The 23,545-nt window shown below is 63.5% G+C and carries 23 protein-coding genes; 16 read left to right on the top strand and 7 right to left on the bottom strand.

Features of this window, described 5'->3' with window-relative positions; all coding sequences use genetic code 11:
* Positions 1–154 precede the first annotated feature (154 nt).
* Together HWE01_RS01930 and HWE01_RS01925 are read left to right on the top strand one after the other, a co-directional pair.
* Complete coding sequence (locus HWE01_RS01930) at positions 155–2,440, top strand: bifunctional diguanylate cyclase/phosphodiesterase (RefSeq protein ID WP_241820999.1); 2,286 nt, start codon at positions 155–157, stop codon at positions 2,438–2,440.
* 44 nt (positions 2,441–2,484) lie between these two features.
* The gene (locus HWE01_RS01925; RefSeq protein ID WP_502798411.1) at positions 2,485–3,333 is read left to right on the top strand and encodes a phosphate/phosphite/phosphonate ABC transporter substrate-binding protein; all 849 of its coding nucleotides are present in this window, start codon (positions 2,485–2,487) and stop codon (positions 3,331–3,333) included.
* A gap of 13 nt (positions 3,334–3,346) precedes the next feature.
* Here the strand turns inward: HWE01_RS01925 and HWE01_RS01920 are convergent, their stop codons facing one another.
* Positions 3,347–3,832, bottom strand: a complete 486-nt coding sequence (locus HWE01_RS01920; protein WP_008331823.1) for a glutathione peroxidase — start codon at positions 3,830–3,832, stop codon at positions 3,347–3,349.
* A gap of 83 nt (positions 3,833–3,915) precedes the next feature.
* Positions 3,916–4,944, bottom strand: coding sequence for a type IV pilus twitching motility protein PilT (locus HWE01_RS01915; RefSeq protein ID WP_241820959.1), 1,029 nt, complete (start codon positions 4,942–4,944; stop codon positions 3,916–3,918).
* A 73-nt stretch (positions 4,945–5,017) separates the two neighbouring features.
* Here HWE01_RS01915 and HWE01_RS01910 point away from each other — a divergent pair, with 73 nt between their 5' ends.
* From HWE01_RS01910 to HWE01_RS01895, 4 genes are all read left to right on the top strand, one after another.
* Complete coding sequence (locus HWE01_RS01910; protein ID WP_008331819.1) at positions 5,018–5,719, top strand: YggS family pyridoxal phosphate-dependent enzyme; 702 nt, start codon at positions 5,018–5,020, stop codon at positions 5,717–5,719.
* 63 nt (positions 5,720–5,782) lie between these two features.
* On the top strand, positions 5,783–6,595 hold the full coding sequence (gene proC / locus HWE01_RS01905; protein WP_008331817.1) for a pyrroline-5-carboxylate reductase: 813 nt from the start codon (positions 5,783–5,785) through the stop codon (positions 6,593–6,595).
* Positions 6,595–7,356: a peptidoglycan DD-metalloendopeptidase family protein gene (locus HWE01_RS01900; protein ID WP_008331815.1), complete on the top strand. Its 762-nt coding sequence runs from the start codon at positions 6,595–6,597 to the stop codon at positions 7,354–7,356. The genes proC and HWE01_RS01900 overlap by 1 nt, the downstream gene beginning before the upstream one ends.
* Before the next feature lie 51 nt (positions 7,357–7,407).
* Positions 7,408–7,635 carry a hypothetical protein gene (locus HWE01_RS01895; RefSeq protein WP_008331814.1) on the top strand — a complete coding sequence of 76 codons (228 nt, stop codon included), beginning with the start codon at positions 7,408–7,410 and terminating at the stop codon, positions 7,633–7,635.
* A gap of 12 nt (positions 7,636–7,647) precedes the next feature.
* Here the strand turns inward: HWE01_RS01895 and HWE01_RS01890 are convergent, their stop codons facing one another.
* Positions 7,648–8,307 carry a thiopurine S-methyltransferase gene (locus tag HWE01_RS01890; protein ID WP_241820958.1) on the bottom strand — a complete coding sequence of 220 codons (660 nt, stop codon included), beginning with the start codon at positions 8,305–8,307 and terminating at the stop codon, positions 7,648–7,650.
* Positions 8,308–8,379: 72 nt separating this feature from the next.
* Positions 8,380–9,234 (bottom strand): 4-hydroxybenzoate octaprenyltransferase, encoded by an 855-nt coding sequence (gene ubiA / locus HWE01_RS01885; RefSeq protein WP_241820957.1) that lies wholly within the window; start codon positions 9,232–9,234, stop codon positions 8,380–8,382.
* Between the two features lie 345 nt (positions 9,235–9,579).
* On the opposite strand from ubiA, the gene ugpB reads away from it, so the two are divergent.
* The 4 genes from ugpB to HWE01_RS01865 all read left to right on the top strand — a co-directional run bounded on the left by ugpB (position 9,580) and on the right by HWE01_RS01865 (position 13,978).
* A complete protein-coding gene (ugpB, locus tag HWE01_RS01880; RefSeq protein ID WP_008331811.1) occupies positions 9,580–10,893 on the top strand; it encodes a sn-glycerol-3-phosphate ABC transporter substrate-binding protein UgpB in 1,314 nt (437 codons plus the stop codon).
* 175 nt (positions 10,894–11,068) lie between these two features.
* Complete coding sequence (gene ugpA / locus HWE01_RS01875) at positions 11,069–11,953, top strand: sn-glycerol-3-phosphate ABC transporter permease UgpA (RefSeq protein WP_008331810.1); 885 nt, start codon at positions 11,069–11,071, stop codon at positions 11,951–11,953.
* 52 nt (positions 11,954–12,005) lie between these two features.
* Entirely contained in the window at positions 12,006–12,857 is an 852-nt protein-coding gene (gene ugpE, locus HWE01_RS01870) for a sn-glycerol-3-phosphate ABC transporter permease UgpE (RefSeq protein ID WP_008331809.1), read from the top strand.
* A gap of 26 nt (positions 12,858–12,883) precedes the next feature.
* Positions 12,884–13,978, top strand: a complete 1,095-nt coding sequence (locus HWE01_RS01865) for a sn-glycerol-3-phosphate import ATP-binding protein UgpC (RefSeq protein ID WP_008331808.1) — start codon at positions 12,884–12,886, stop codon at positions 13,976–13,978.
* A gap of 80 nt (positions 13,979–14,058) precedes the next feature.
* Here HWE01_RS01865 and HWE01_RS01860 read toward each other — a convergent pair whose 3' ends face one another.
* The gene (locus HWE01_RS01860; protein ID WP_241820956.1) at positions 14,059–15,006 is read right to left on the bottom strand and encodes a LysR substrate-binding domain-containing protein; all 948 of its coding nucleotides are present in this window, start codon (positions 15,004–15,006) and stop codon (positions 14,059–14,061) included.
* Positions 15,007–15,249: 243 nt separating this feature from the next.
* On the opposite strand from HWE01_RS01860, the gene ppk2 reads away from it, so the two are divergent.
* Positions 15,250–16,161: a polyphosphate kinase 2 gene (ppk2, locus tag HWE01_RS01855; RefSeq protein WP_034341306.1), complete on the top strand. Its 912-nt coding sequence runs from the start codon at positions 15,250–15,252 to the stop codon at positions 16,159–16,161.
* A gap of 104 nt (positions 16,162–16,265) precedes the next feature.
* On the opposite strand, the gene HWE01_RS01850 is transcribed toward ppk2, so the two are convergent.
* A complete protein-coding gene (locus tag HWE01_RS01850) occupies positions 16,266–16,808 on the bottom strand; it encodes a hypothetical protein (RefSeq protein ID WP_241820955.1) in 543 nt (180 codons plus the stop codon).
* A 327-nt stretch (positions 16,809–17,135) separates the two neighbouring features.
* On the opposite strand from HWE01_RS01850, the gene HWE01_RS01845 reads away from it, so the two are divergent.
* Positions 17,136–18,293 carry a metallophosphoesterase gene (locus HWE01_RS01845; RefSeq protein WP_008331798.1) on the top strand — a complete coding sequence of 386 codons (1,158 nt, stop codon included), beginning with the start codon at positions 17,136–17,138 and terminating at the stop codon, positions 18,291–18,293.
* Between the two features lie 11 nt (positions 18,294–18,304).
* Here HWE01_RS01845 and HWE01_RS01840 read toward each other — a convergent pair whose 3' ends face one another.
* A complete protein-coding gene (locus HWE01_RS01840) occupies positions 18,305–19,264 on the bottom strand; it encodes a GlxA family transcriptional regulator (RefSeq protein WP_008331796.1) in 960 nt (319 codons plus the stop codon).
* 101 nt (positions 19,265–19,365) lie between these two features.
* Between HWE01_RS01840 and HWE01_RS01835 the strand changes: the two genes are divergently transcribed.
* The 4 genes from HWE01_RS01835 (at position 19,366) to HWE01_RS01820 (ending at position 23,476) form a co-directional block, all read left to right on the top strand.
* Positions 19,366–20,613, top strand: a complete 1,248-nt coding sequence (locus HWE01_RS01835) for an MFS transporter (protein ID WP_241820954.1) — start codon at positions 19,366–19,368, stop codon at positions 20,611–20,613.
* 57 nt (positions 20,614–20,670) lie between these two features.
* Positions 20,671–21,276, top strand: a complete 606-nt coding sequence (locus HWE01_RS01830) for a TetR/AcrR family transcriptional regulator (protein WP_008331792.1) — start codon at positions 20,671–20,673, stop codon at positions 21,274–21,276.
* A 69-nt stretch (positions 21,277–21,345) separates the two neighbouring features.
* Complete coding sequence (curA, locus tag HWE01_RS01825) at positions 21,346–22,374, top strand: NADPH-dependent curcumin/dihydrocurcumin reductase (protein ID WP_241820953.1); 1,029 nt, start codon at positions 21,346–21,348, stop codon at positions 22,372–22,374.
* A 91-nt stretch (positions 22,375–22,465) separates the two neighbouring features.
* Complete coding sequence (locus tag HWE01_RS01820) at positions 22,466–23,476, top strand: LLM class flavin-dependent oxidoreductase (RefSeq protein ID WP_241820952.1); 1,011 nt, start codon at positions 22,466–22,468, stop codon at positions 23,474–23,476.
* The last annotated feature ends 69 nt before the right edge of the window (positions 23,477–23,545 follow it).

Here is a 23,545-nt window from a genome sequence, read left to right as displayed (position 1 = left end):
AAATGCCCGTTACCCTCGCCGGATCATAAAGGGACAAGCGAAGGCGTCACTCAAGGCGCCACAATCAAGCGAGTGGGGATTGCGTAAGCCGTTATCGTTCGAGCCGCAAGGGCTGCTGACCAGACTGCTCGCGGGCAGGGGCGTGTCGGCGGGAATGGTGCTGCTCGCTGCCGGGGCGCTGTCGCTGCTGTGGTACTTCACCCTCATCCGCATCGAGAACGAAAAGCAGCTGGCCATCGCCGCGTCCATCGCCGACAGCCGCAACGTGGCTGCCATCGTCTCGGCCAATCTGGATGAGGTACTGGGCAAGACCCTGCTGTATTCGCGCATCGGGCAGTCCATGCTCAATGGCGAGCAATCCTCGTCGGCCTATTTCAATCCCCTCTTCAATGGCGATTCGGCCTATCTGCGCGTGGCCATGTTCGATGCGCGCGGACGGCTGGTCTATTCCTCGGCACGACAGAAGAGCGAGCCAGAACTGAGTCGTCTCATCAATGCCGGATTCATGAGCACGCTCACCAGCACCGGCGAACACGGTCAGATGATCATCACGCCGCCCCTGAACCGCGATGGCTACAGCTGGCGCGTGCCGCTGCTCATCCCCTTGCAGGACGGCAAGGGCAGGCTACAGGGCTTCTTCGCGGCCATTCTCGATCTCGGTTATTTCCTCAAGACCTACGAAGAAGTCAGCGTGGACGGCTCCAGCCGCATCGAGATCATCAACACCGCCGGGCTGCAGCTGGCCGAGCTGGCCGGAGGCATCCTCTCGGGCGGCTCCGATTACGCCGGCCAGGAATACGCCACCTTCCTGCTGACCGGCAAGGGTGACGGACTCATCCATGCACTACGTCCGGGCGATGTCGCCCAGCATGTCGGCGTGCAGCGGCGGCTGGCGCATTATCCTCTGGCGGTGGTGGTCAGCCGCGACCAGCAGGTGCTGCTGGACAAGCTGTGGCCGGCGCACCGGCAGTATGTCTTGCAGGCCATCCTGATTTCCATGCTGGTGCTGGTCCTCTCGGGCGGTCTGATCGGCATGGCCCACCGGCGCCGCTTCCTCTACGAGCAACTGCGCTATTCCGAACGGGAGAAGAGCGGCCTGATCCAGCAGCTTGAAGAGGAAAAGAGTCGCGCCTACCAGTTGGCCTCGCATGACTACCTGACCGGCATTCCCAATCGCATGCTGTTCTACGAACTGGCCGCCACCGAACTTTCGCGGGCGCGTCGCAGCCGCAACCTGTATGCGCTGTTCTTTCTCGACCTGGACAAGTTCAAGCTCATCAACGATACCCTCGGTCATGCCGTGGGCGATGCGCTGCTGCAGGAAGTGGCGCGTCGGCTGCGCGCGGCCGTGCGCGAGTACGACCTGGTGGCGCGTCTGGGCGGGGATGAATTCGTGGTGCTGGTCTCGGAAATCCGCAGCGAGGAAGTCGTCGCCGAGATCGCCGACAAGCTGGTTGAAACCCTGCGCGCTCCCTATCCCGATCTGCTGGGCTGCGATGTGGAAACCACGCCCAGCATCGGTATCGCCCTCTACCCTCGCGATGGCCAGAACATCGCCACCCTGATGACCAACGCCGATTCGGCCATGTACAGCGCCAAGAACGCCGGCAGCGGCCTGTACCGCTTCTACGATGCCTCGCTCAATGCGATTGCGGTGCGCGGGCTGGAGTTGCTGGGGCGCTTTCGCCAGGCGCTCAAGGAAAACGAATTCTGCCTGCACTATCAACCCAAGGTCGAGTTGCAGGACTATCGCGTGGTCGGCATGGAAGCCCTGATCCGCTGGCAGCATCCCGAGCACGGTCTGATTTATCCGGGCGAATTCATCGGCCTGGCCGAGACCCATGACCTGGTGCAACCGCTGGGCCACTGGATCATCGAAGCCGTATGCCGCCAGCTGGCGCAATGGCGCGCCGATGGCCTGCCCCTGGTGCCGGTGGCCATCAACGTGTCGGCCAAGCAGCTCAATGACGAACGCCTCATTGCGACCGTGCGCGAAGCCTTGCAGCGCCACCAGCTCAGTGCGCAGTGGCTGGAGATCGAGGTCACTGAAAGCTGTTTCATTGCCGACCTGGAGCAGGCGCGCCAGACCCTGGAAAAGCTGCGCGACGAAGGCTTGCGCATCTATCTGGATGACTATGGCACGGGCTATTCCAGTCTCAGTCATATCAAGGCGCTGCCGGTGGTGGCGCTGAAGATCGATCGCTCCTTCGTGCGTGACATCCGCAACGACAACAGCGACGGCATGATCGTCGCTTCCACCGTCTCGCTGGCGCGCAATCTCGGACTGAAGGTGGTGGCCGAGGGCGTGGAGACGCGCGAGCAACTGATGCACCTCAAACTGATGGGCTGCGACGAAGTGCAGGGCTTCTATCTGCAGCGTCCGGTCGCGGCCGCGCAACTGGTGCCGCTCTTGCAGAAAGGCAGGTTCGATATCGCATGAAGACCCACTTCGCCACCCTGGTGCTGGCCGCAGGTGCGGCCTGCATGCTGCTGCCCGCGGCACCGGTCCTGGCCGGCGCTCGCGCGGCCTGCGAACGGCCGCAGCGGCTGCGCTTCTCCTTCGTGCCGCAGGGCCGCGATCTCGACCAGCAGACGGCGCTCAGTCCGCTGGTGGACGAATTGCGCGAACGCCTGAAGATGCCGGTGGACGTGATCATCCCCACTTCCTACGGCGGTGTCATCGAGGGACTCATCGCCGGTGCCGTCGATGTCGCGCGGCTGGGGCCGGCCTCCTACGTGACGGCACACAAGGGCGATCCGCAGATCACGCCCTTTGCCTCGATGGAGCAGGTGGAGCCCAATTTCGCTGCGCAGGGCGGGGTGTCATCGGTGTATTACTCGCTGCTCATCACGCGCCAGCAGGGGCCCTATGACAGCGTGGCCTCGCTCAAGGGCCGGGTACTGGCGCTGGCCGATCCGGACAGTACCTCGGGCGCGCTGATCCCGCGCCATCTGTTTGCGCGCCAGTACAAGCTGCAGTTCGAACGCTATTTCTCGCGCATCGGCTATTCCGGCAATCATGAGCGGTCCGTCATGGCCGTGTTGAACCACAATGCCGATGCGGCCTTTGTGGCCAGCACCAATCTCTCGCGCATGATCAGCGACGGCCAGCTCAGAAAAAGCGATGTGCGCGTGCTGTGGCGCTCGGGGGCGATTCCCTTCGATCCCTTCGTCTATCGCGGCCAGCTGTGCGCCGATATCCGCAAGAAGATCCGCGAGGTGTTCCTGGACAAGAACGCGCTGCGCGTGAAGCTGACCCTGGACAGCCTGCGCGCCACGCATTTCGTGCCGGTGCACGACGCGGCCTACCAGATCATCCGCGCGCTGCCCTGAAAGGCGGACGGACTTATTCGGCCAACAGTGTTTCGATATCGGAAATCATTTCCTCGGGACGGGTCTGCGGCGCGTAGCGCTTGAAGACGCTGCCATCGCGGCGTACCAGGAACTTGGTGAAATTCCACTTGATGGCCTTGCTGCCCAAGAGACCCGGGGCTTCCTTCTTCAGGTACTGGTACAGCGGATCGGCCTGTTCGCCATTGACATCGATCTTGGCAAACAGGGGAAAGCTCACACCGTAATTCTTTTCGCAGAAGGCGCCGATTTCCTCGGCATTGCCGGGCTCCTGCGCGCCGAACTGGTTGCAGGGGAAGGCCATCACTTCCAGTCCGCGTGGGTGGAACTGACGGTGGATGGCTTCCAGGCCGTTGTATTGCGGGGTGAAGCCGCATTTGCTGGCGGTATTGACGATGAGCAGCACCTTGCCGCGCAGCTGTTCCAGGGAAAAGGGCGTCTGGTCGGCCAGCTTGGGCTGGAAATCGTAGAGAGTGGTCATGGACTGTTCCTCGGGGCTAGCATCGTTGTGGCCGCCATTCTAAACCGCAGCGCCCGCGCCTGCTTGTGAGCGTCCGGGCGGGCTCAGGCCGACAGGCCCTGTTCCCGCGCCGTTGCCGCGCTGATGCGGCCCTGTTGCAGCAGCAGGGCCAGGCTGGCCTGCAGCGTCTGCATGCCCTGCGCGGCACCGGCCTGCATGGCCGAGAGCAGTTGCGCGCTGCGTCCTTCGCGGATCAGATTGCGCACCGCCGCCGTGGCCACCAGCACCTCATGGGCCGCCACCCGCGCAGCGCCGGTGATGTCCGGCAGCAGGATCTGGGCGATCACTGCCTGCAATGCCTCGGCCAGCAGGCCGCGAGCGGTGTCCTTTTCACCTTCGGGGAAAGCATCGATGATACGGTCGACCGCGCGGGCGGCGGAGGCGGCATGCAGCGTGGCCAGGACCAGATGACCGGTTTCGGCCGCACTCAGCGCCAGGCGGATGGTGGGCGTATCACGCAGTTCGCCCACCAGCAGGACATCCGGATCCTCGCGCAAGGCCGCGCGCAGGGCCTGCGCAAAGCTGGGGACATGGGTACCGATTTCGCGCTGGGTCACCAGCGCGCGGCACGGCGCATGCAGGAATTCGATGGGATCTTCGAGAGTGAGGATATGGACCGGGCGCGTCTCATTGATGAGCCGGACCATGGCTGCCAGGGTGCTGCTCTTGCCCGATCCGGTCGATCCGCTCACCAGCACCAGGCCGTGCGCACGCCCGGCCAGGTCGGCGCAGCAGGCCGGTGCATCCAGCTCGGCCAGTGCGGGCGGCTGTTGGCCCAGCGGACGAATGGCCGCCGCCGGACCGCGTTGCTGCCGGAAGGCGTGAACGCGAAAGCGGCCCAGTCCGGCCAGCGTCAGCGCGAAATCGCAATCGGCACCGGCGCGATACTGCGCTTGCAGCGACGCCGGCATCACCGCCAGCAGGGCCTGCGTCAGTTGCGGGCCGTCCAGCGGCTGCAGATTGATGCGCCGAATCGCCCCATGGACCCGCAGCAGAGGGGCCAGCCCGGCACAAAGATGCAGATCGGAAGCTTGATTCCTGACGGCAAATGCCAGTAGGGTGGCAATGTCCATTTATAATCCCGGCAAGGTTGGACCAACAATATCGTTATCTCCCTGCAGGCTCGCCCCTTCCGGCTCCCGGATTATGTCGTCAATCGCTCAACACTTGCAACACGTGCAACAACAGATCGCCCAGGCGGCCAGCCAGGCCGGGCGCTCACCCTCCTCGGTCCAGCTGCTGGCGGTCTCCAAGACCTTTGGTCCGGAGGCGGTGGCCGAAGCCGTCGCGGCCGGCCAGCGTGCCTTCGGTGAGAATTATCTGCAGGAAGCGCTCGACAAGATCGCCGCGCTGCCGACTCTGGTACCGGATACGCCGCTGGCCTGGCATTTCATCGGTCCCATTCAGAGCAACAAGACCCGGCCCATCGCCGAGCACTTCGATTGGGTGCATTCGGTGGACCGGCTCAAGATCGCGCAGCGCCTGTCCGAGCAGCGACCGGCGGAACTGGCACCGCTGGATATTTGTCTGCAGGTCAACATCAGTGCCGAACAGAGCAAGAGCGGCCTGAGTCCGCAGGAGTTGCCCGAGGTCGCGGCCCAGGTGGCGCAACTGCCTCGCTTGCGTCTGCGCGGGCTGATGGCGATACCGGCCCCCAGCGACGATATGAAGCAACAGCGCGCCGCCTTTGCTGCGGTTCGGGGGCTCTATGAACAATTGCGCACCAGCGGACTGGCGCTCGATACTCTGTCCATGGGCATGTCGGCCGATCTGGCCGCGGCAGTGGCCGAAGGGGCCACCATCGTGCGCATCGGCAGCGCCATTTTCGGGGCGCGGCATTACGGGTGAAACAGCCCGTATGAAGTTTTCAACCCATCATCATCAGCCTCACACAAGACACAAGGAGCAGAAGTGAAGATTGCGTTTATCGGCGGCGGCAACATGGCAGCGGCCTTGATCGGCGGACTGGCCGGCAAGGTCGCCGCAGCAGAAGACATCCACGTGGTCGACCTCAATGCCGATGCGCTGCAGGCGCTCAAGGACAAGTTTGGCGTGAGCACCGCGCAGTCCATCGATGGCAGCATCGCCCATGCGGATGTGGTGGTGCTGGCGGTCAAGCCGCAGCAGATGCGCGAGGTGGTGGCCAGTCTCAAGCCCTTCATCGCTGCCCAGCTGATCGTCTCGATTGCCGCGGGTATCCGCATGGTGGACCTGTCGCGCTGGCTGGATGGTCATCAGGCCATCGTGCGCGCCATGCCCAACACTCCGGCCCTGATCGGCCGTGGCATTTCCGGCGTGGTGCCGCATGCGCAGGTCTCGACCCTGCAGCGCGCGCAGGCCGATTCCATCCTCAAGGCCGTGGGCGAAACCCTGTGGCTCGACAGCGAAGAAAAGCTCGATGCGGTGACAGCCGTGTCGGGCAGTGGTCCGGCCTACGTGTTCTATTTCCTCGAAGCGATGGAGCAGGCCGCCGCCCAGTTGGGCCTGTCCGCGCAAGACGGCCTGCAACTGGCCAAGGCCACCTTTGCCGGCGCTACCGAACTGGCGCGCCGTTCCGATGAATCGGTGGCCACGCTGCGCGAGCGCGTCACTTCCAAGGGCGGTACCACCTATGCTGCATTGACCAGCCTGGAGCAAGCGGGCGTGAAGGCGGCCATCGTCGATGCCCTGCAAGCCGCCGCCCACCGCAGCAAGGAGCTGGGCGACGAATTCGGCAAGGCCTGATGGGACAGGCTTACCGCTTCCTCGGTGCGCTGGCGGCCTTGCCGCTGGTCTCGACCCTGCTGCTCTCCGGCTGCGCTTCCACGGCCGACAGCGATGGCTATTACACGGTCAGGCGAGGTGACACGCTCTACAGCATCGGTCGCGACTTCGACCAGAGTCCGGCCAACCTGCGGGCCTGGAACCGCCTGCGCAATCCCGATGATCTGGATGTCGGCCAGCGCCTGCTGGTGCGTCCGCCGGTCGGCGTGGTCGCCCGCACCGGTGCCGGGCAGACGCCGCGGCCGACGGCGTCCTCGCCTGGCGCCGCCAGCGCCTCGCGCAAGAGTACCGGCAGGCCGGCGGCCAAACCATCGTCAAAGTCGCATGAGGAGGACGATGCACCGGCCCCGGCCGATGCCCGACTGGACTGGATGTGGCCCACCCAGGGCAAGTCCGCGCCCAGTGCCGACAGCTACAAGAAGGGCATCGACATCGTCGGCAGCCAGGGCCAGCCGGTGGTGGCGGCGGCGGCCGGCAAGGTCACCTATGCCGGTCACGGCATTCGCGGCTACGGCAACATGGTGATCATCAAGCACACACCGCAGCTGCTGTCGGTGTATGCGCACAATGCGACGATCACGGTCAAGGAAGGCCAGATGGTCACGCGTGGCCAGCAGATCGCCACCATGGGCAACAGCGACACCAACAAGGTCAAGCTGTATTTTGAAATCCGCCGCAACGGCAAGCCGGTCAACGTGATGGCGCTGCTGCCGGCGCGCTGAGACCGGCGCCGGCGCTTGGCGCCGCAACGCAGGAAAGAATCAGGAATCCACATGGCCAAACTGGAAGACATCGTGCGCCGGCAGAAGACCGGCGCCACCTTCGTCATCAGCGCACAGATGCTGCAGATGACCCCGCGCGACTTCGATGCCGTAGCCCAGGTCTGGGACGACGAGGGCGGCCCTGGCTTCAATGTGGCCGGGGTGCCGTTTCGCGTGGTGGTGGACGGGGAATTCTTCATCAGCCGGGTGACGGTGGTGCGGACCACGGCTGAGGTGTGAGCGAAAAGGGCCTCAGCGCTGGCGTTGCAGGCGATAAACCACCGTTTCCAGCGCCTGCAGGCCGCGCTCCAGGAACCTGGGTTCCTTCTCCAGGATGTCGCGCCGGTCAATTGCCTCGACCGCGCTGTGCGGGGCGTACAGGGTGGCGACTTCTTCCTGGCTCACCGAGAATGGCGGGCCGTCCATCTTCTGCTGGTCGTATTCCAGCGTGATCAACAGGCTGCGTGCCTGCGCCGGCAGGCGTCCATAGATCTGCGCGACGTAGCGCGCGCGCATCTCCGGCGGCAGGGCGATCAGGGCCGCCCGGTCGTAGGCGCCGGCACAGGCGGCCAGCGTGGCGTCTTCCAGCGCGAAGATGTCGCCGCAGATCAGTTCGATCTGGCCCGCCACGTAGTGCCGGCCTTGCCCGCTTTCATGCACCACCGGCGTCAGCTGGTGCTCGCTGAAGAATTGCGTGATGGCCAGTTCCGACAGTTCCACGCCCAGTACACGGTGACCCTGTTCGGCCAGCCACAGCATGTCCAGCGATTTGCCGCACAGGGGAACCAGCACCGTGCTGCCCGCGCTCAGGGACAGCTGCGGCCAGTACTTCTGCAGCAATGGCGTCACCCGCGCCTGGTGAAAATGTGTCCGCCCGTCGCGCCAGCGTTCCAGCCAGAATTCCGCTTCCATCTCGTCTCCTTTGTTGTTGGGCCAGACAGTGTCACCGCCTGGCGTGCGTGAGGACATCAGTGCATCAGTGCATCAGTGCATCAGGTAATCCAGCGCGACACCGGCGAAGATGGCCGCGCCCAACCAGTTGTTGTTGTTGAAGGCTGCGAAGCAGCGCATGCGGTCGCGCTCGCGGATGAGCGTGTAGTGATACACAGCAAAGCCGCAGGCCACCAGCATCCCTGCCGAGAACCACAGCCCCAGTCCGTATTGCAGGCCGACCACCCAGATCAGTGCCAGCGCCACCCCGTAGCACAGCATGACGGCGGCGACATCGTAGCGGCCAAAGGTGATGGCCGAGGTCTTGATGCCGATCTTGAGGTCGTCATCGCGGTCCACCATCGCATACTCGGTGTCATAGGCCACCGCCCAGAAGATGTTGGCCACCAGCAGGACCCAGGCTGCCAGCGGTACCGTGCCGCTCACGCTGGCAAAGCCCATGGGAATGCCAAAGCCGAAGGCAATGCCCAGATAGGCCTGGGGGATGGCGAAGAAGCGCTTGAAATACGGATAGCTGCCCGCGATGATGACCGCCGCCACCGACAGCTGCAGCGTCAAGGCATTGAGCGGCAGGATCAGCAGGAACGAGAGCAGCGCCAGCACACCGGCCACCATCAGGGCTTCCCACGACTTGATCTTGCCGGAGGTCAGGGGACGTTGTTCGGTGCGTTTCACATGGCGGTCGAAGTCGCGGTCGGCGTAGTCGTTGATGGCACAGCCGGCCGAACGCATCAGCACCGTGCCCAGCACGTAGATCACCAGGATGCGCCAGTCGGGCACACCGCCCGCCGCCAGCCACAGGGCAATCAGGGTGGGCCACAACAAGAGCAGGATGCCGATGGGTTTGTGGGCGCGCACCAGCAGCGCGTAAAGCCTGAGCCTGTTCATGGAATGTCCGCAAAATCGAAAGACCGCATTATAATTCGCGACGACGTTTTCGCACCGTCGTGCTTTTTTTTGGTGTGGCAACGGCAGGCCGGGCCGGTCCCGGGACCGATGCGGCGCGGCGTTGCGAGGCAGTCGTAGCGGCAGCATCCGTAGCATCCGTAGCATCTGTAGCATCCGTAGCAGAAATAATAAAAACCAATTCCCATTTCCTGAGACGTTTTCGGTTTTCGTGCTGCATGGCCACACGCATTTCCTTTGCCCAAAGCCAGCAGTACGGCTAATGTAACGCGGCTGTCATGGAGCGTTGTTAGCATCAAACCCCCTTTTTTCGAGAGGTTCCCTCTGATGAACATGATGAAAACACTGATCGCGACCGGTGTCCTGGCGACGATCACATCCTCCGCCTTCGCCGCAACCGAGATCACCTGGTGGCATTCCATGACCGGCGCCCTGGGCGAACGCGTCAATGCCCTGGCTGACGACTTCAACAAGACCCAGAGCGATTACAAGATCGTGCCGGTCTACAAGGGGACCTACGACGAATCGATGGCCGCCGCCATTGCCGCCTATCGTGCCGGCAACGCGCCCGACATCTTGCAGGTGTTCGAAGTGGGCACCGCCACCATGATCTACGCCAAGGGCGCAGTCAAACCGGTCTATGAAGTGATGCACCAGGCCGGCGAGAAGTTCGACCAGAACGCCTACGTGCCCGCCGTGGCCGGTTACTACTCGACCCCGAAGGGCATGATGTCCTTCCCCTTCAACAGCTCCACCACCATCATGTTCTACAACAAGGACATGTTCGCCAAGGCAGGCCTGAATCCGGAAAAGCCGCCCGCCACCTGGCAGGAATTCATCGGCATGGCCGCCAAGATCAAGGCCAGCGGCGCATCGTGCGTCTACACCACGACCTGGCAATCCTGGGTGCATCTGGAATCGTTTTCAACCTGGCACAACGTTGAGCTGGCGACCAAGAACAACGGCTTCGGCGGCCTGGATGCGCGCCTGAAGATGAACAGCCCGCTGCACGTGCGCCACATCGAGAACCTGTCGAACTGGGCCAAGCAGGGCTACTTCACCTACGCCGGCCGCAAGGACGAGGCCAACGCCAAGTTCAACGCGGGCGAATGCGCCATCATCACCGGCTCTTCCTCGGCCTACGCGGATATCCGCAAGAACGCCAAGTTCAAGTTCGGCGTGGCGCCGCTGCCGTACTACAGCGACGTGCCGGGCGCCCCGCAGAACACCGTCATCGGCGGCGCTTCGCTGTGGGTGATGAACGGCAAGAAGGCCGATGAATACAAGGGCGTGGCCAAGTTCTTCAGCTACCTCTCCAAGCCGGAAGTGGCCGCCAAGTGGCACCAGGATACCGGTTACCTGCCGGTCACCAAGGCGGCCTACGAGCTGACCAAGAGCTCCGGTTTCTATGAGCGCAATCCGGGCACCGACGTGGCCGTCAAGCAGATGATCGTCAAGACCACCGAGAAGTCGCGTGGCCTGCGCCTGGGCAATTATCCGCAGATCCGCACCGTCTTCGACGAGGAACTGGAAAACGTCTGGACCGGCAAGAAGACCGCCAAGGAAGCGCTGGACTCCGCCGTCAAGCGCGGCGACGAACTGCTGGCCCGTTTCGAGAAGGCCAACAAGGGCAACCAGTAATTTCCTTGCGCAGTAGCTCCCGTCCGGCCTGAACGCGACGACGGGACAGGAACCGGCGCTGTCCTCCACGATCCTGGAGGGCAACGCCGGCTTCCGTTTTGGGATGTCAGCAAGCTGACATCCGGTTCCGATTCAATCAACCTCTGCGGCCAGGCGATCCCTGGCCGGAACGATCGTGGAAAAACGCGCGCGCTTCACCTCGAAGTGGTTGCCCTATCTGCTGGTGGCACCGCAGATCATCATCACTTTGCTGTTCTTCTTCTGGCCTGCGGTGCAGGCGCTGTATCAGTCCATGCTGCTGCAGGATGCCTTCGGCGGCTATTCCGAATTCGTCTGGCTCGACAATTTCAAGACCCTCTTCGCCGACCCGACCTACCTCGAATCCTTCCGTACCACGGCCATCTTCTCGGCGCTGGTGGCCTTCTTCGGCCTGGCGCTATCCTTGCTGCTGGCGGTCTTCGCCGACCGTGTGCGCCGTGGCGCCTCGGTCTACAAGACCTTCCTCATCTGGCCCTATGCGGTCTCGCCGGTGGTGGTCGGGGTGCTGTGGATGTTCCTGCTCAGTCCCTCCCTGGGCATCCTCTCGCACGTGCTGACCTGGCTGGGTCTGCCCTGGGACTACATGATCAATGGCACGCATGCCATGATCCTCATCGTCATCGCGGCCATCTGGAAGCAGATCAGCTACAACTTCCTGTTCTTCCTGGCCGGCCTGCAGTCGATTCCCAAGTCGCTCATCGAAGCCGCCGCCATCGATGGCGCGGGGCCGGTCAAGCGCTTCTTCACCATCGTCTTCCCGCTGATCTCGCCGACCACGTTCTTCCTCTTCGTGGTCAACGTGGTCTATGCCTTCTTCGATACCTTCGTCATCGTCGATGCTACCACCCACGGCGGTCCCGGCAAGGATACCGAGATCCTGGTCTACAAGGTCTTCACCGACGGCTTCAGAGGCGGCGACCTGGGCGGCTCGGCGGCGCAATCGGTGGTGCTCATGGCGCTGGTGATCCTGCTGACCGTGGTGCAGTTCAAGTACGTTGAAAAGAAGGTGCAATACGCATGAAGCCCGCTCCCATGAACGCTCTTTTCTTACTCCAGATCGAAGAGGTGACCGCATGATCGAACGTCGCCCCATCCTCGATTTCCTCAGCCATGTGGTGCTGGTGCTGGGTGTACTCATCGTGTTCTTCCCGCTGTATGTCGCCTTCGTGGCCAGCACCCAGACCGCCGAGCAATCGGCGCTGTCGCCGCTGTCGCTGGTGCCGGGCGGGGAATTTCTGAACAACTACGGCGCGGTGCTCTTCAAGGGCGCATCCGGCCAGGTGAGCGCACCACCGGTGCTGCACATGCTGTGGGTGAGCCTGGCCACTGCGCTCATCATCGCCATCGGCAAGATCTCCATTTCCATGCTCTCGGCCTTTGCCATCGTGTACTTCCGCTTTCCGGGGCGAGGGCTGTTCTTCTGGATGATCTTTGTCACGCTGATGCTGCCGGTGGAGGTGCGCATCACGCCGACCTACCAGGTCGTTTCCGACCTGGGCATGCTCAACAGCTATGCGGGTCTGAGCATTCCGCTGATCGCCTCGGCCACGGCCACCTTCCTGTTCCGCCAGTTCTTCCTGACGGTGCCTGATGAACTGGCCGAAGCCGCGCGCATTGATGGTGCCGGGCCGCTGCGCTTCCTCAAGGATGTGCTGTGGCCGCTGTCGCGTACCAATGTCATTGCGCTGTTCGTGATCATGTTCATCTACGGCTGGAACCAGTACCTGTGGCCGCTCATCATCGCCACCGACACCAGCATGTATCCCATCGGCATCGGCATCAAGACCTTGATTTCCGGTGGCGATTCGGCCGTCGAGTGGAACCTGGTAATGGCCACCATGATCCTGGCCATGCTTCCGCCCGGGCTGGTGGTGGTGCTGATGCAGAAATGGTTCGTCAAGGGCCTGGTCGATTCCGAGAAATAATTTATATCATTTAACTACTGACAACCATGGCAGCAATCCATCTCAAGCAAGTTCGCAAGACCTATGGCACGGGCGCCAAGGCGGTCGACGTCATCCATGGCATCGATGCCGAGATCGCCGATGGCGAATTCATCGTCATGGTCGGTCCCTCGGGCTGCGGCAAGTCCACGCTCCTGCGCATGGTCGCGGGGCTGGAAGAGATCAGCAGCGGACAGATCGTCATCGGTGATCGCGTGGTCAATGACCTGGAACCCAAGGAGCGTGACATCGCCATGGTGTTCCAGAACTATGCCTTGTATCCGCACATGACGGTGTACCAGAACATGGCCTACGGGCTGAAGATCCAGGGGCTGTCCAAGGCCGAGATCGACGAGCGCGTGCAGCGCGCCGCCGCCATCCTCGAACTCGGCGCGCTGCTGGAGCGTACCCCGCGCCAACTCTCCGGCGGCCAGCGCCAGCGCGTGGCCATGGGGCGCGCCATTGTGCGCAAGCCTGCGGTCTTCCTTTTCGACGAACCGCTCTCCAATCTGGACGCCAAGCTGCGCGTGCAGATGCGTCTGGAAATCCAGAAGCTGCATGCCAGCCTGCGCACCACCAGTCTCTATGTCACCCACGATCAGGTCGAGGCCATGACCCTGGGCCAGCGCATGATCGTGATGAACCGCGGCGTGGCCGAGCAGATCGGTACGCCCGCTGAAGTCTATGCACGTCCGGCCACGACCTTCGTGGCCAGTTTCATCGGTTCGCCGCCGATGAATCTGCTGGAGGGCAGGCTGTCGGCTGACGGTGCCAGCTTCGAGGCCAGCAAGGGCGAGGCTGCCGCCACCGTGCGACTGCCGCAGGCGCTGCCCGGTGCGGCCGGCCAGGAGCGTATCCTGGGCGTGCGGCCGGAACACCTGCTGCCCATCCTCGACGGCTCGGCCGCGCAGCTGTCACTGGAGGTGGAGCTGGTCGAAGCGCTGGGTGCGGAATTGCTGGTGCATGCGCGCTGTGGCGGACAGGCGCTGGTGCTGCGTTGCCCGGCCAATGTGCCGGTCAGTACCGGTCAGCGGATCGGGGCTTCGTTCGGAGCGGGGGATGTGCATTGGTTTGATGTGAAGAGCACGCATCGCATCACCTGAGTTCCAACACGTCGTACTGGCAGAAATGACACGGGCCTCGCAATTGCGAGGCCCCTTTTCCTTGCAAGCTGACGCAGGGATCAAGCCGCGCTGGCCGACTCTTCGGTGAGCATCTGTACCCCATTGAGCTTGCAAGCCAGCACCGCCTGATGCACCGCATCGATGGCCGCCTGCCGGGTAAAACTCTTGCGCCAGGCGATGACCACGCGGCGCGAAGGGGCCGGCGCGACGAAGGGAACATAACGCACCATGCCGTCGCGCGCGTCGGCATCGGCAATGGAGGCGCGCGGCAACACGGTCACCCCGATGCCCGAGGACACCATATGACGGATGGTCTCCAGTGACGACCCCTCGAAGGTGCGGGCGATGCCATCGCCATTTGTAGAGAAGCGCGACATCTCGGGGCAGACTTCCAGCACCTGATCGCGGAAGCAGTGGCCGTTGCCCAGCAGCAGCATGGTCTCGCTCTTGAGTTCACGCGCATCGATTTCCTTGCGCTCGGCCCACTTGTGCTGGCGCGGCAGCGCCACCATGAATTGCTCGTCGTACAGCGGCGTCACGTTGAGCCCATGCTCGGGGAAGGGCAGGGCCATGATGGCCGCATCGAGCTCTCCCTGGCGCAGCAGCTCGATCAGGCGCGTGGTGAAATTCTCCTGCAGGATCAGCGGCATCTGCGGCACCCGCTCGATCATGGTCTTGACCAGCGACGGCAGCAGGTAGGGGCCGATCGTGTAGATGATGCCCAGGCGCAAGGGGCCCGATAGCGGATCCTTGTTCTGGTTGGCGATTTCCTTGATGGCGGCGGTCTGCTCCAGCACGCGCTCGGCCTGGGCGACGATCTGCGCACCCAGCGGAGTGACCGAGACCTCGGTGCCGCCGCGTTCGAAGATGACAACGCCCAGCTCATCTTCCAGTTTCTTGATGGCCACCGACAGCGTGGGCTGGGCGACGAAACAAGCTTCTGCTGCATGGCCGAAATGCTTTTCCCGCGCGACGGCCACGATGTATTTGAGTTCTGTAAGTGTCATGCTCTTATGCCGGAATCGTTTTCGGGACTATAGCGTATTTTCGTGCGGCAGGTTCTGCAGGGCATCATGGCATTTGGCCGCCAGTTGATGCAGGATGGACCTTCAGGGGCAGGGCCGGCGGTATTGCTGTTGCGATGTTATCCGCCTGTCATGTCTTGGTCACAAAGGGCAGGTATGTTGTCACGCACTTTCAGGCGAAGGGAAGTGCCGCGTTCGCCACTTTATCTTGCACACGAGGACATGATGGATAAGGAAGAACTGGTCAAGCGCGTCCACCGCGAACTGGCCGACAGCTATGACGAAGAAATGGAGCTGGAACTGGAAGACCGCACCGTCGATCCGGTGACCGGTGAATTTTCCAGCGCCCATGGCAGCGAGGAAAAGGAATACCGTCGCCTGTATTTCCGCGAACTGTTCCGCCTGCAGGGCGAGCTGGTCAAGCTGCAGGACTGGGTGGTACAGACCGGGCACAAGGTGGTGATCGTCTTCGAGGGACGCGACGCCGCCGGCAAGGGGGGCGTGATCAAGCGCATCACCCAGCGCCTGAACCCGCGCGTGGCCCGCGTGGCTGCGCTGCCGGCACCCAATGACCGCGAACGCACGCAATGGTACTTCCAGCGTTATGTATCGCATCTGCCGGCGGCCGGCGAGATCGTGCTGTTCGACCGCAGCTGGTACAACCGCGCGGGTGTGGAAAGGGTGATGGGTTTCTGTACCGACGAACAGTACGAGGAATTCTTCCGCTCCGTGCCCGAGTTCGAACGCATGTTGACCCGTGCCGGCATCCAGGTCATCAAGTACTGGTTCTCCATCACCGATGAAGAACAGCATCTGCGTTTCCTCTCGCGCATTCATGATCCGCTCAAGCAGTGGAAGCTGAGCCCCATGGACCTGGAGTCGCGTCGTCGCTGGGAGGAATACACCAAGGCCAAGGAAGTGATGCTGGAGCGCACCCACATTCCGGAAGCGCCGTGGTGGATCGTGCAGGCGGTGGACAAGAAGAAGGCGCGCCTGAATTGCATCAGCCACCTGCTGCAGCAGATGCCCTATGCGGAAGTACCGCATCCGCCCGTGCAGTTGCCCGAGCGCGAACGCCATGAGGACTACGAGCGCCACCCGGTGCCCGATTCCATGATCGTGCCGGAAATCTACTGATCTGTTGACCGGCAGAGCAGGGCGCCGCAACGAAAATGGCCGGAGACGCAGCTCCGGCCATTTGCATTTGGGCAGTTCAGACGGACTGTGTCGTCATCCCGGGCTCAGTCGAAGTACTTGGAAATCACTTCGCCGAAAGCCTGCTCGGCCGACATGCCATTGAGCATGAGCTTGCTGATCTCATCGGAATGCTGGTTGATTTCATCGGGCAGCATATGACGATTGGCCTTGAAGTAGGCGTACTTCTCGCCGTCGACCGCTTCGCGCGCGCGGGCCGCGGCAGTGGTCGGGCGGGCTGTGCCGCCGGCGCTGCGTGCCGAGGCGGCACGCGCCGAGCGCGGGGTGCTGCGAGTGCCGCTGCCGCCGGTGGCGACGATGCGCTTGATCTGGTCAAGGGTGAAGATGGGCGTCACATTGCCGGGACCGAATTCGGTTTCTTCGGCACGGTGCAGGTGGTGATTGCCATCGAAGGCCATCTTCTTGTCGAAGCTGTTGATGACTTCATAGTGCGGCTTTTGCACCGAACCGAACATGCTGAAATGGACGCGGTCGCCGTAGGAGCTCATCTGGGTGATCACGCCGTTGAGGAATTCGGGTTTGATCGCCTCGACATTGCCATGCCAGCGTTTGGTTTTGCTTGAACTCAAAATAACTCTTCCAATGATGCAGGCGCGGCCTGGTGTCGATGCTCTTGCCATCGATGCGGCAGGTGCCGCCAAGGTCGCGCGAATTAAAAACGGGGGGATAGAAGCAATATTATCCTCCTCTGAGCGTCTTCCTGCATGCCCGTGGCCGACTTTTTCTTCATCTGGCGGTTTCTGCTGTCTGCCGATGCGGCATTTTGGGCAGGATTTACGAGGTTTTTCGCAGGAATTGCTTGAAAAGCATCCCTGCAGCCTTCATATCTCAGATTTCCGGCAAGCAAGGCCGGCCTTCGCAATCCCGGGCGATGTCTCCTCTTTCAAAGGTTTTCCATGCGCCGTAGCCTCGTCTCGCTGTTCACCGTCCTCGGCCTGCTGGCCGCCCTGCACGCCTGGATCGGCTGGCAACTGCTGCCGGCACTGACTCCCCGGGCGGGCTGGATCACGCTGGGCGCTGTCGTGCTGTTGCTGTCCTTCCTGCTGATGCCGGTGGCGCTGGCCGTGCCTTACCTCAAGCGACGCGGTTTGTCGGAAACCGCAGCCGATCGTCTGGCCTGGGCCGGCATGCTGGCCATGGGCGCGTTTTCCTCGGCCTTGCTCCTGACCCTGTTGCGCGCGCTGGGGCTGGCGGCGCTGCCCTGGTTGCACCTGTCGCCCATCCAGCAACACGAAATGATTGAGCTCAGCGCCTGGCTGGTGCTGGCCCTTACCGCAGCGGCCACCGTCATCGGCTATCTCAATGCCCGCCGCACCGCCGCCGTGGTCGAGGTCAGCGTGCCGATTGCCAACCTGCCGTCGGCGCTGGAGGGCTTCACCATCGTCCAGATCAGCGATATTCACGTCGGCCCCACCATCAAGGCAGCATACCTGCAAGCCATCGTCGACCGGGTCAATGCCCTGCAGCCGGACGTGGTGGCCATCACCGGCGACCTGGTCGATGGCAGCGTGCACCAGCTGGCGCCGCACACCGCACCGCTGGCACAACTGCGCGCGCGGCATGGTGCCTACTTCGTCACCGGCAATCACGAGTACTACTCCAACGCCCACGAATGGATAGACGAGGTGCGCCGCCTGGGCGTGACGGTGCTCATGAATGAACACGTGGTCCTGCGCCATGACGGCGCGGGCCTGGTGCTGGCCGGTGTGACCGATTACACCGCTCATCATTTCGATGAAGCCCATCGCAGCGATCCGCATGCCGCCATTGCCAACGCGCCCGCCGACCATCCGCGCGTGCTGTTGGCGCACCAGCCCCGCAGCGCCACCGTCGCCGTCGAGGCCGGCTTCGACCTGCAACTTTCGGGGCACACGCATGGCGGCCAGTTCTTCCCGTGGAATTTCTTCGTGCCGCTGCAGCAACCTTATGTGGCCGGTCTCAAGCGCCTGCAGGGACTGTGGATCTATGTCAGCCGGGGCACCGGCTACTGGGGGCCGCCCAAGCGACTGCTGGCACCTTCCGAGATCACGCGCGTACGCCTGACCGCAGGCTGAACCGACGCCGCCTATTGCGCATCGTCCAGACGCGCCAGGCGCCGCATGGCCTGTGGCGGTTGTCCGAACAGCCGCAGGCAGGCGCGCCGCATGCGCTCGGCATCGCCAAAGCCGGTGGCGCGGGCGATGCTCTCCAGGCTGTCCTGCGATTGCTCGATGCGTAGCCGCGCCGCTTCTGCACGCATCTGTTCGATGGCACGTGCCGGGGTCTGGCCGGTCTCGGCCGCGAAGCTGCGATCGAACTGACGGCGGCTGAGACAGGCCACTTCGGCCAGCGTGTCGATGCTCACTTCCTGATGCAGGTGCGCGCGCGCAAAACTGAGGGCGCGGCGTATGCGTTCCGAGCCACCATCCATCTCCTGCAGGGCCGAGAACTGCGACTGTCCGCCCGGACGCCGGTGATACACCACCAGCTCGCGCGCCACCGCCTTGGCCAGTTCGGCACCGTGATCTTCCTCGATCAGCGCCAGGGCCAGATCGATCCCGGCGGAAATCCCCGCCGAGGTCCACACCTTGCCATCACAGGAATAGATGCGCTCGCTGTCCACCTTCACCTGCGGATACATCTGCTGCAGCTTGGCCGCCATGCGCCAGTGCGTGGTGGCGCGCCTGCCATCGAGCAGGCCCGCTGCCGCCAGCACGAACGCGCCCGTGCACACGCCGGCGATGCGGCGCGAGCGACCGGCTGCGCGCACGATGTAGCGACGCAGCCCTTCGGACACCAGTCCTTCGCGCGGTGCCCCGCCTCCTGCTACCACCACGGTATCGAAGCTGGCGCGACCGATGCGTTCGGTCTGGATCAGCGCCCCCGCCGAACTGCGGATCATGCCGCCCGGCTCGGAATGCAGCGTGATCCGATAGAGCGCGCGCCCGCTGACCCGGTTGGCGGCATCGAAGGCCGACAGCGGGCCGGTGAAATCGAGCATGCTGCAATCGGCAAAAATGAGGAAGGCAATGTCGCGCGCGGGCATGGTGCAGAAAACGTCAAATGGCTGGTAATGCCGGAATTATGACATTTAAGCCATACCCCTGCACGGCACACTGCAAGGCCTGATCCCCACCGGAGCCCGCCTTGTCCATCCTCTCCACCCCTCCCGCAACAGTCACCGGCGTTCCTTCCGTACATCGCTGGAAAGTGCTGGCCGCGGGCGTTGCCGCCAACGCCAGTTTTTCGGCGGTGTTTTCCGGCATCCCGGTCACCTCGCTGGTGCTGCGCAATGACTATCAACTCGGCAATGCGCAACTGGGACTGGCGCTGGGCCTGTTGAGCCTGGGCGTGGCGCTGGGCGAACTGCCCTGGGGAGTACTGACCGACCGCCTGGGTGATCGCAAGGTCCTGCTGGCGGGCCTGCTGGGCACCAGTGCCGCGCTCCTGCTGCTCATGGCGATGGCCCGTCCGACGCAGGGCGCGTCGGCGATCCTGTGGCTGTATGGCGGTCTCATGCTGGCGGGTCTGCTGGGTGGCAGTGTCAACGGCGCCAGCGGACGTGCCATCATGGCCTGGTTCGGCGAAGGCGAACGCGGCCTGGCCATGAGTATCCGCCAGACCGCCGTGCCGCTGGGGGGCGGTATCGGTGCCTTGCTGCTGCCCTCGCTGGCCGACCGCGCGGGCTTTGGCGCGGTATTCGGATTGCTGATGGCACTGTGCCTGGCCAGTGGCGGGCTGGTGCTGTGCTGGCTGCGCGAACCGGACATGGTGGCCCGTTCGCAGGCAGCCCCGGAGCCTGCCGCATCGGCCTTGCGCAGTGCGCTGGTATGGCGGCTGGCGCTGGGCACCGGTTTGCTGTGCGCGCCGCAGGTGGCGCTGATCAGCTTCGGCGGCATCTTCCTGCATGAAGTGGGGCAGGCCAGCCTGCTGCTCATGAGCGTGTTGCTCACGCTGGTGCAACTGGGGGCGGCGGTGGCGCGCATCGCCAGTGGCCGCTGGACCGACCGGCGCGGCCAGCGCCGCCCTTATCTGCGGGCTTGTGCATTGGGCAGTGCGGTGCTGTTCCTGCTGCTCGGCCTGTCCTCGCTCAGCGGCATGTCCGCTGCGCTACCCTGGCTGGGCGGCGTGCTGGTAGCGGCCGGCGTGGTGGTCTCCGCCTGGCATGGCGTGGCCTACACCGAACTGGCCGTAGCCGCCGGTGCGTCCCAGGTCGGCACGGCGCTGGGGCTGGGCAACAGCTGTGTCTTCGGTGTGTTCTTCCTGACCGCGCAGGCGGTTCCGGTGCTGCTGCACTGGCACGGATGGGCCGCCGTGTGGATCGGCGCGGCCATCGTGGCGATGCTGGTCCTGCCGCTGTTTCCGTCCGCGCACAAGCAGCCTGCATCAAGCTGATCTGCGAAAAAGACCGGCCTTAGACGACCGGTCTAATTTTCCGTTAGAATGCAGCGCATGCGAGAACACTACGATCACAACAAGCGTCACATCCTGCAAGCCGGCCATGCGCTCATCGCGCAGAAGGGCTATACCGGCGTCGGTCTGGCGGAGATCCTGGCGGCGGCGCAGATTCCCAAGGGTTCCTTCTATCATTACTTCGGATCGAAGGAACAATATGGTCGCGAACTGATCCAGCATTATGTGTCCGCCTACCTGGAACGGCTGGACCATGCCCTGTCCGACCACGGCCAGGGTCAAGGCGAAGATGCCCGCCAGCGTCTGCTGACGTACTGGGGGTATTGGCTGGAAAGTCAATGCTGCCAGGAGGCCGAACAGCGCTGCCTGGTGGTCAAGCTCTCCGCAGAAGTCGCCGACCTGTCCGACGACATGCGACAGGCCCTGCACGAGGGCACGCAGCGCTTCATCGGGCGCATCGCCGCCTGCATCGAGGAAGGCATCGCCGAAGGATCGCTGCATACCGTGCTGGAACCGCAGGCCACGGCCACCATGCTTTACCAGCAATGGCTGGGCGCCAGTCTGCTGTCCAGGCTCGGGCGTGACCGCGCGCCGATGGAAGCGGCCATGCTGGTCACGCGACGCGTGCTGGTGGCACCACGGTAGCGCAGCCCCGCGACCTGTCGCGCGCCCGCTCCATGAAGCGAACATGAACCGAATACGGAAAGGATTTCCATGACCCAACTACCCAAGACCAATCGCCGCATCGTCCTCGCCTCGCGCCCGACTACGACCCCCACGGCCGAGAATTTCCGTCTCGAAGAAGTGGCCATCCCGCCATTGCAGGACGGCCAGATGCTGCTGCGTGGACTATGGCTCTCGCTGGACCCCTACATGCGCGGTCGCATGAGCGATGCCCCTTCCTATGCTCCTCCGGTGGAAATCGATGGCGTCATGACCGCTGGCGTGGTCTCGCGCGTGGTCAGTTCGCGTCATCCAGATTTTCAGGAAGGCGATCTCGTCATGGCCTACACCGGCTGGCAGGAGTACGCCATCTCCGACGGCAGCGGCGCCAACAAGCTGCCGGCCGACTTCGACCATCCTTCGCACGCGCTGGGTGTGCTGGGCATGCCCGGCTATACCGCCTACGCCGGCCTGATCGACATCGGCCAGCCGCGCCCCGGTGAAACCGTGGTGGTGGCCGCAGCCACCGGCGCGGTCGGTTCGCTGGTCGGACAAATCGCCAAGCAGCGTGGCTGCCATGTGGTCGGCATCGCCGGTGGCGCGCAGAAGTGTGAATCGGCGGTCAAGGAACTGGGCTTCGATGCCTGCATCGACCATCGTGCGCCCGACTTCGCCGAGCAACTCAAGGCGGCCTGCGGGCGTGGCATCGATGTATATTTCGAGAACGTCGGTGGCGCCGTGCTTGATGCCGTCATCCCCTTGCTCAACATCCACGCCCGCGTGCCTGTGTGCGGGCTGATCGCCCACTACAACGGTGGCAGCCTGGCCACCGAGAGCAGCGCCATCCTGCGCCGCCTGCTGACCCAGCGCATTCGTGTGCAGGGCTTCATCATCTTCGATTACTACGTCAACCGCCCCGACCTGTATGCCGCTTTCCAGCAGGAAGTCGGCACCTGGCTCAAAGAAGGCAAGCTGCGTTACCGCGAAGACGTGGTGCAGGGCCTGGAGAAGGCCCCCGAAGCCTTCATGGGCCTGCTGCAAGGCAAGAACTTCGGCAAGCTGGTGGTGAAGCTGGACTGAGTCCACGCACCACGGTATGCCATTTCCGGGGAAGCTACCCGGCCACCGGCACGGCCTGCAAGGGCTGTGCCGACTCGACAAGGATTGCCGCATGATTCCGTTTTCCGTCCTCGATCTGTCGCCGATCAACCAGGGCAGTACCGCCGCCCAGGCCTTCAACAACAGCAAGGAACTGGCGCAGCGCGCCGAAGCCCTGGGCTACCGGCGTTACTGGCTGGCCGAGCATCACAACATGCCCGGCATCGCCAGTGCCGCCACGGCGCTGGTGATCTCGCACGTGGCGGCCAACACCAGGACCATCCGCGTCGGTTCCGGCGGCATCATGCTGCCCAATCATTCGCCGCTGGTCATTGCCGAACAGTTCGGTACGCTCGAGTCGCTCTATCCCGGACGCATCGATCTGGGCCTGGGCCGTGCGCCCGGTTCCGACCAGCGCACCGCGCGTGCCCTGCGCCGTCACATGGGCGGTGATACCGCAGAGAACTTCCCGCAGGACGTGCTGGAACTGCAGGAATATTTCGATGAACCCTCGGACTACCAGGCGCTGCGCGCCGTTCCGGGCAGCGGTCTGAAAGTGCCAATCTGGCTGCTGGGTTCCAGCATGTTCAGCGCGCAGCTGGCGGCCGAACTGGGTTTGCCGTTCGCCTTCGCCTCGCACTTCGCGCCGGGCTTCATGAAGTCGGCGGTGCAGATCTACCGCGAGCGCTTCAAGCCGTCGGCGACCCTGAAGAAACCTTACGTGATGCTGGCGCTCAATGTCTTCGCCGCCGATACCCAGCGCGAAGCCGAGCGCCTCTTCACCTCGCTGCAGCAGCAGTTCCTCAATCTCATCCGTGGCACTCCCGGCCAGTTGCGCCCGCCGGTGGAGGATATCGATGCGTTGTGGCAGCCAGGAGAACAGGCCCATGTCGAGCGCTCGCTTTCCTGCGCCGTGGTCGGTGACCGCGAGACCGTGGAAGAAGGCCTGCAAGCCTTCATCGATGAACATGCGCCCGACGAGCTCATCATCACCGCGCAGATCTACGACCATGCGGCGCGTCTGCATTCCTTCGAAATCGCCGCCCAGGCGCGCGAGTCGCTGAAGGAAACGGTCACGCTCTGAGCTTGAGCGCACTACGTGAAAATGGCGGCAGGGAGCGGTCCTGGCCGCCATTCTTTTACCTGCGCCGCC

The sequence above is a fragment of the Herbaspirillum sp. C7C8 genome (genome assembly GCF_022627875.1).
GTDB lineage: Bacteria > Pseudomonadota > Gammaproteobacteria > Burkholderiales > Burkholderiaceae_D > Herbaspirillum.
Note: the sequence above shows the minus strand (reverse complement) of the source record. Positions and strands in the feature narration are given on the sequence as shown.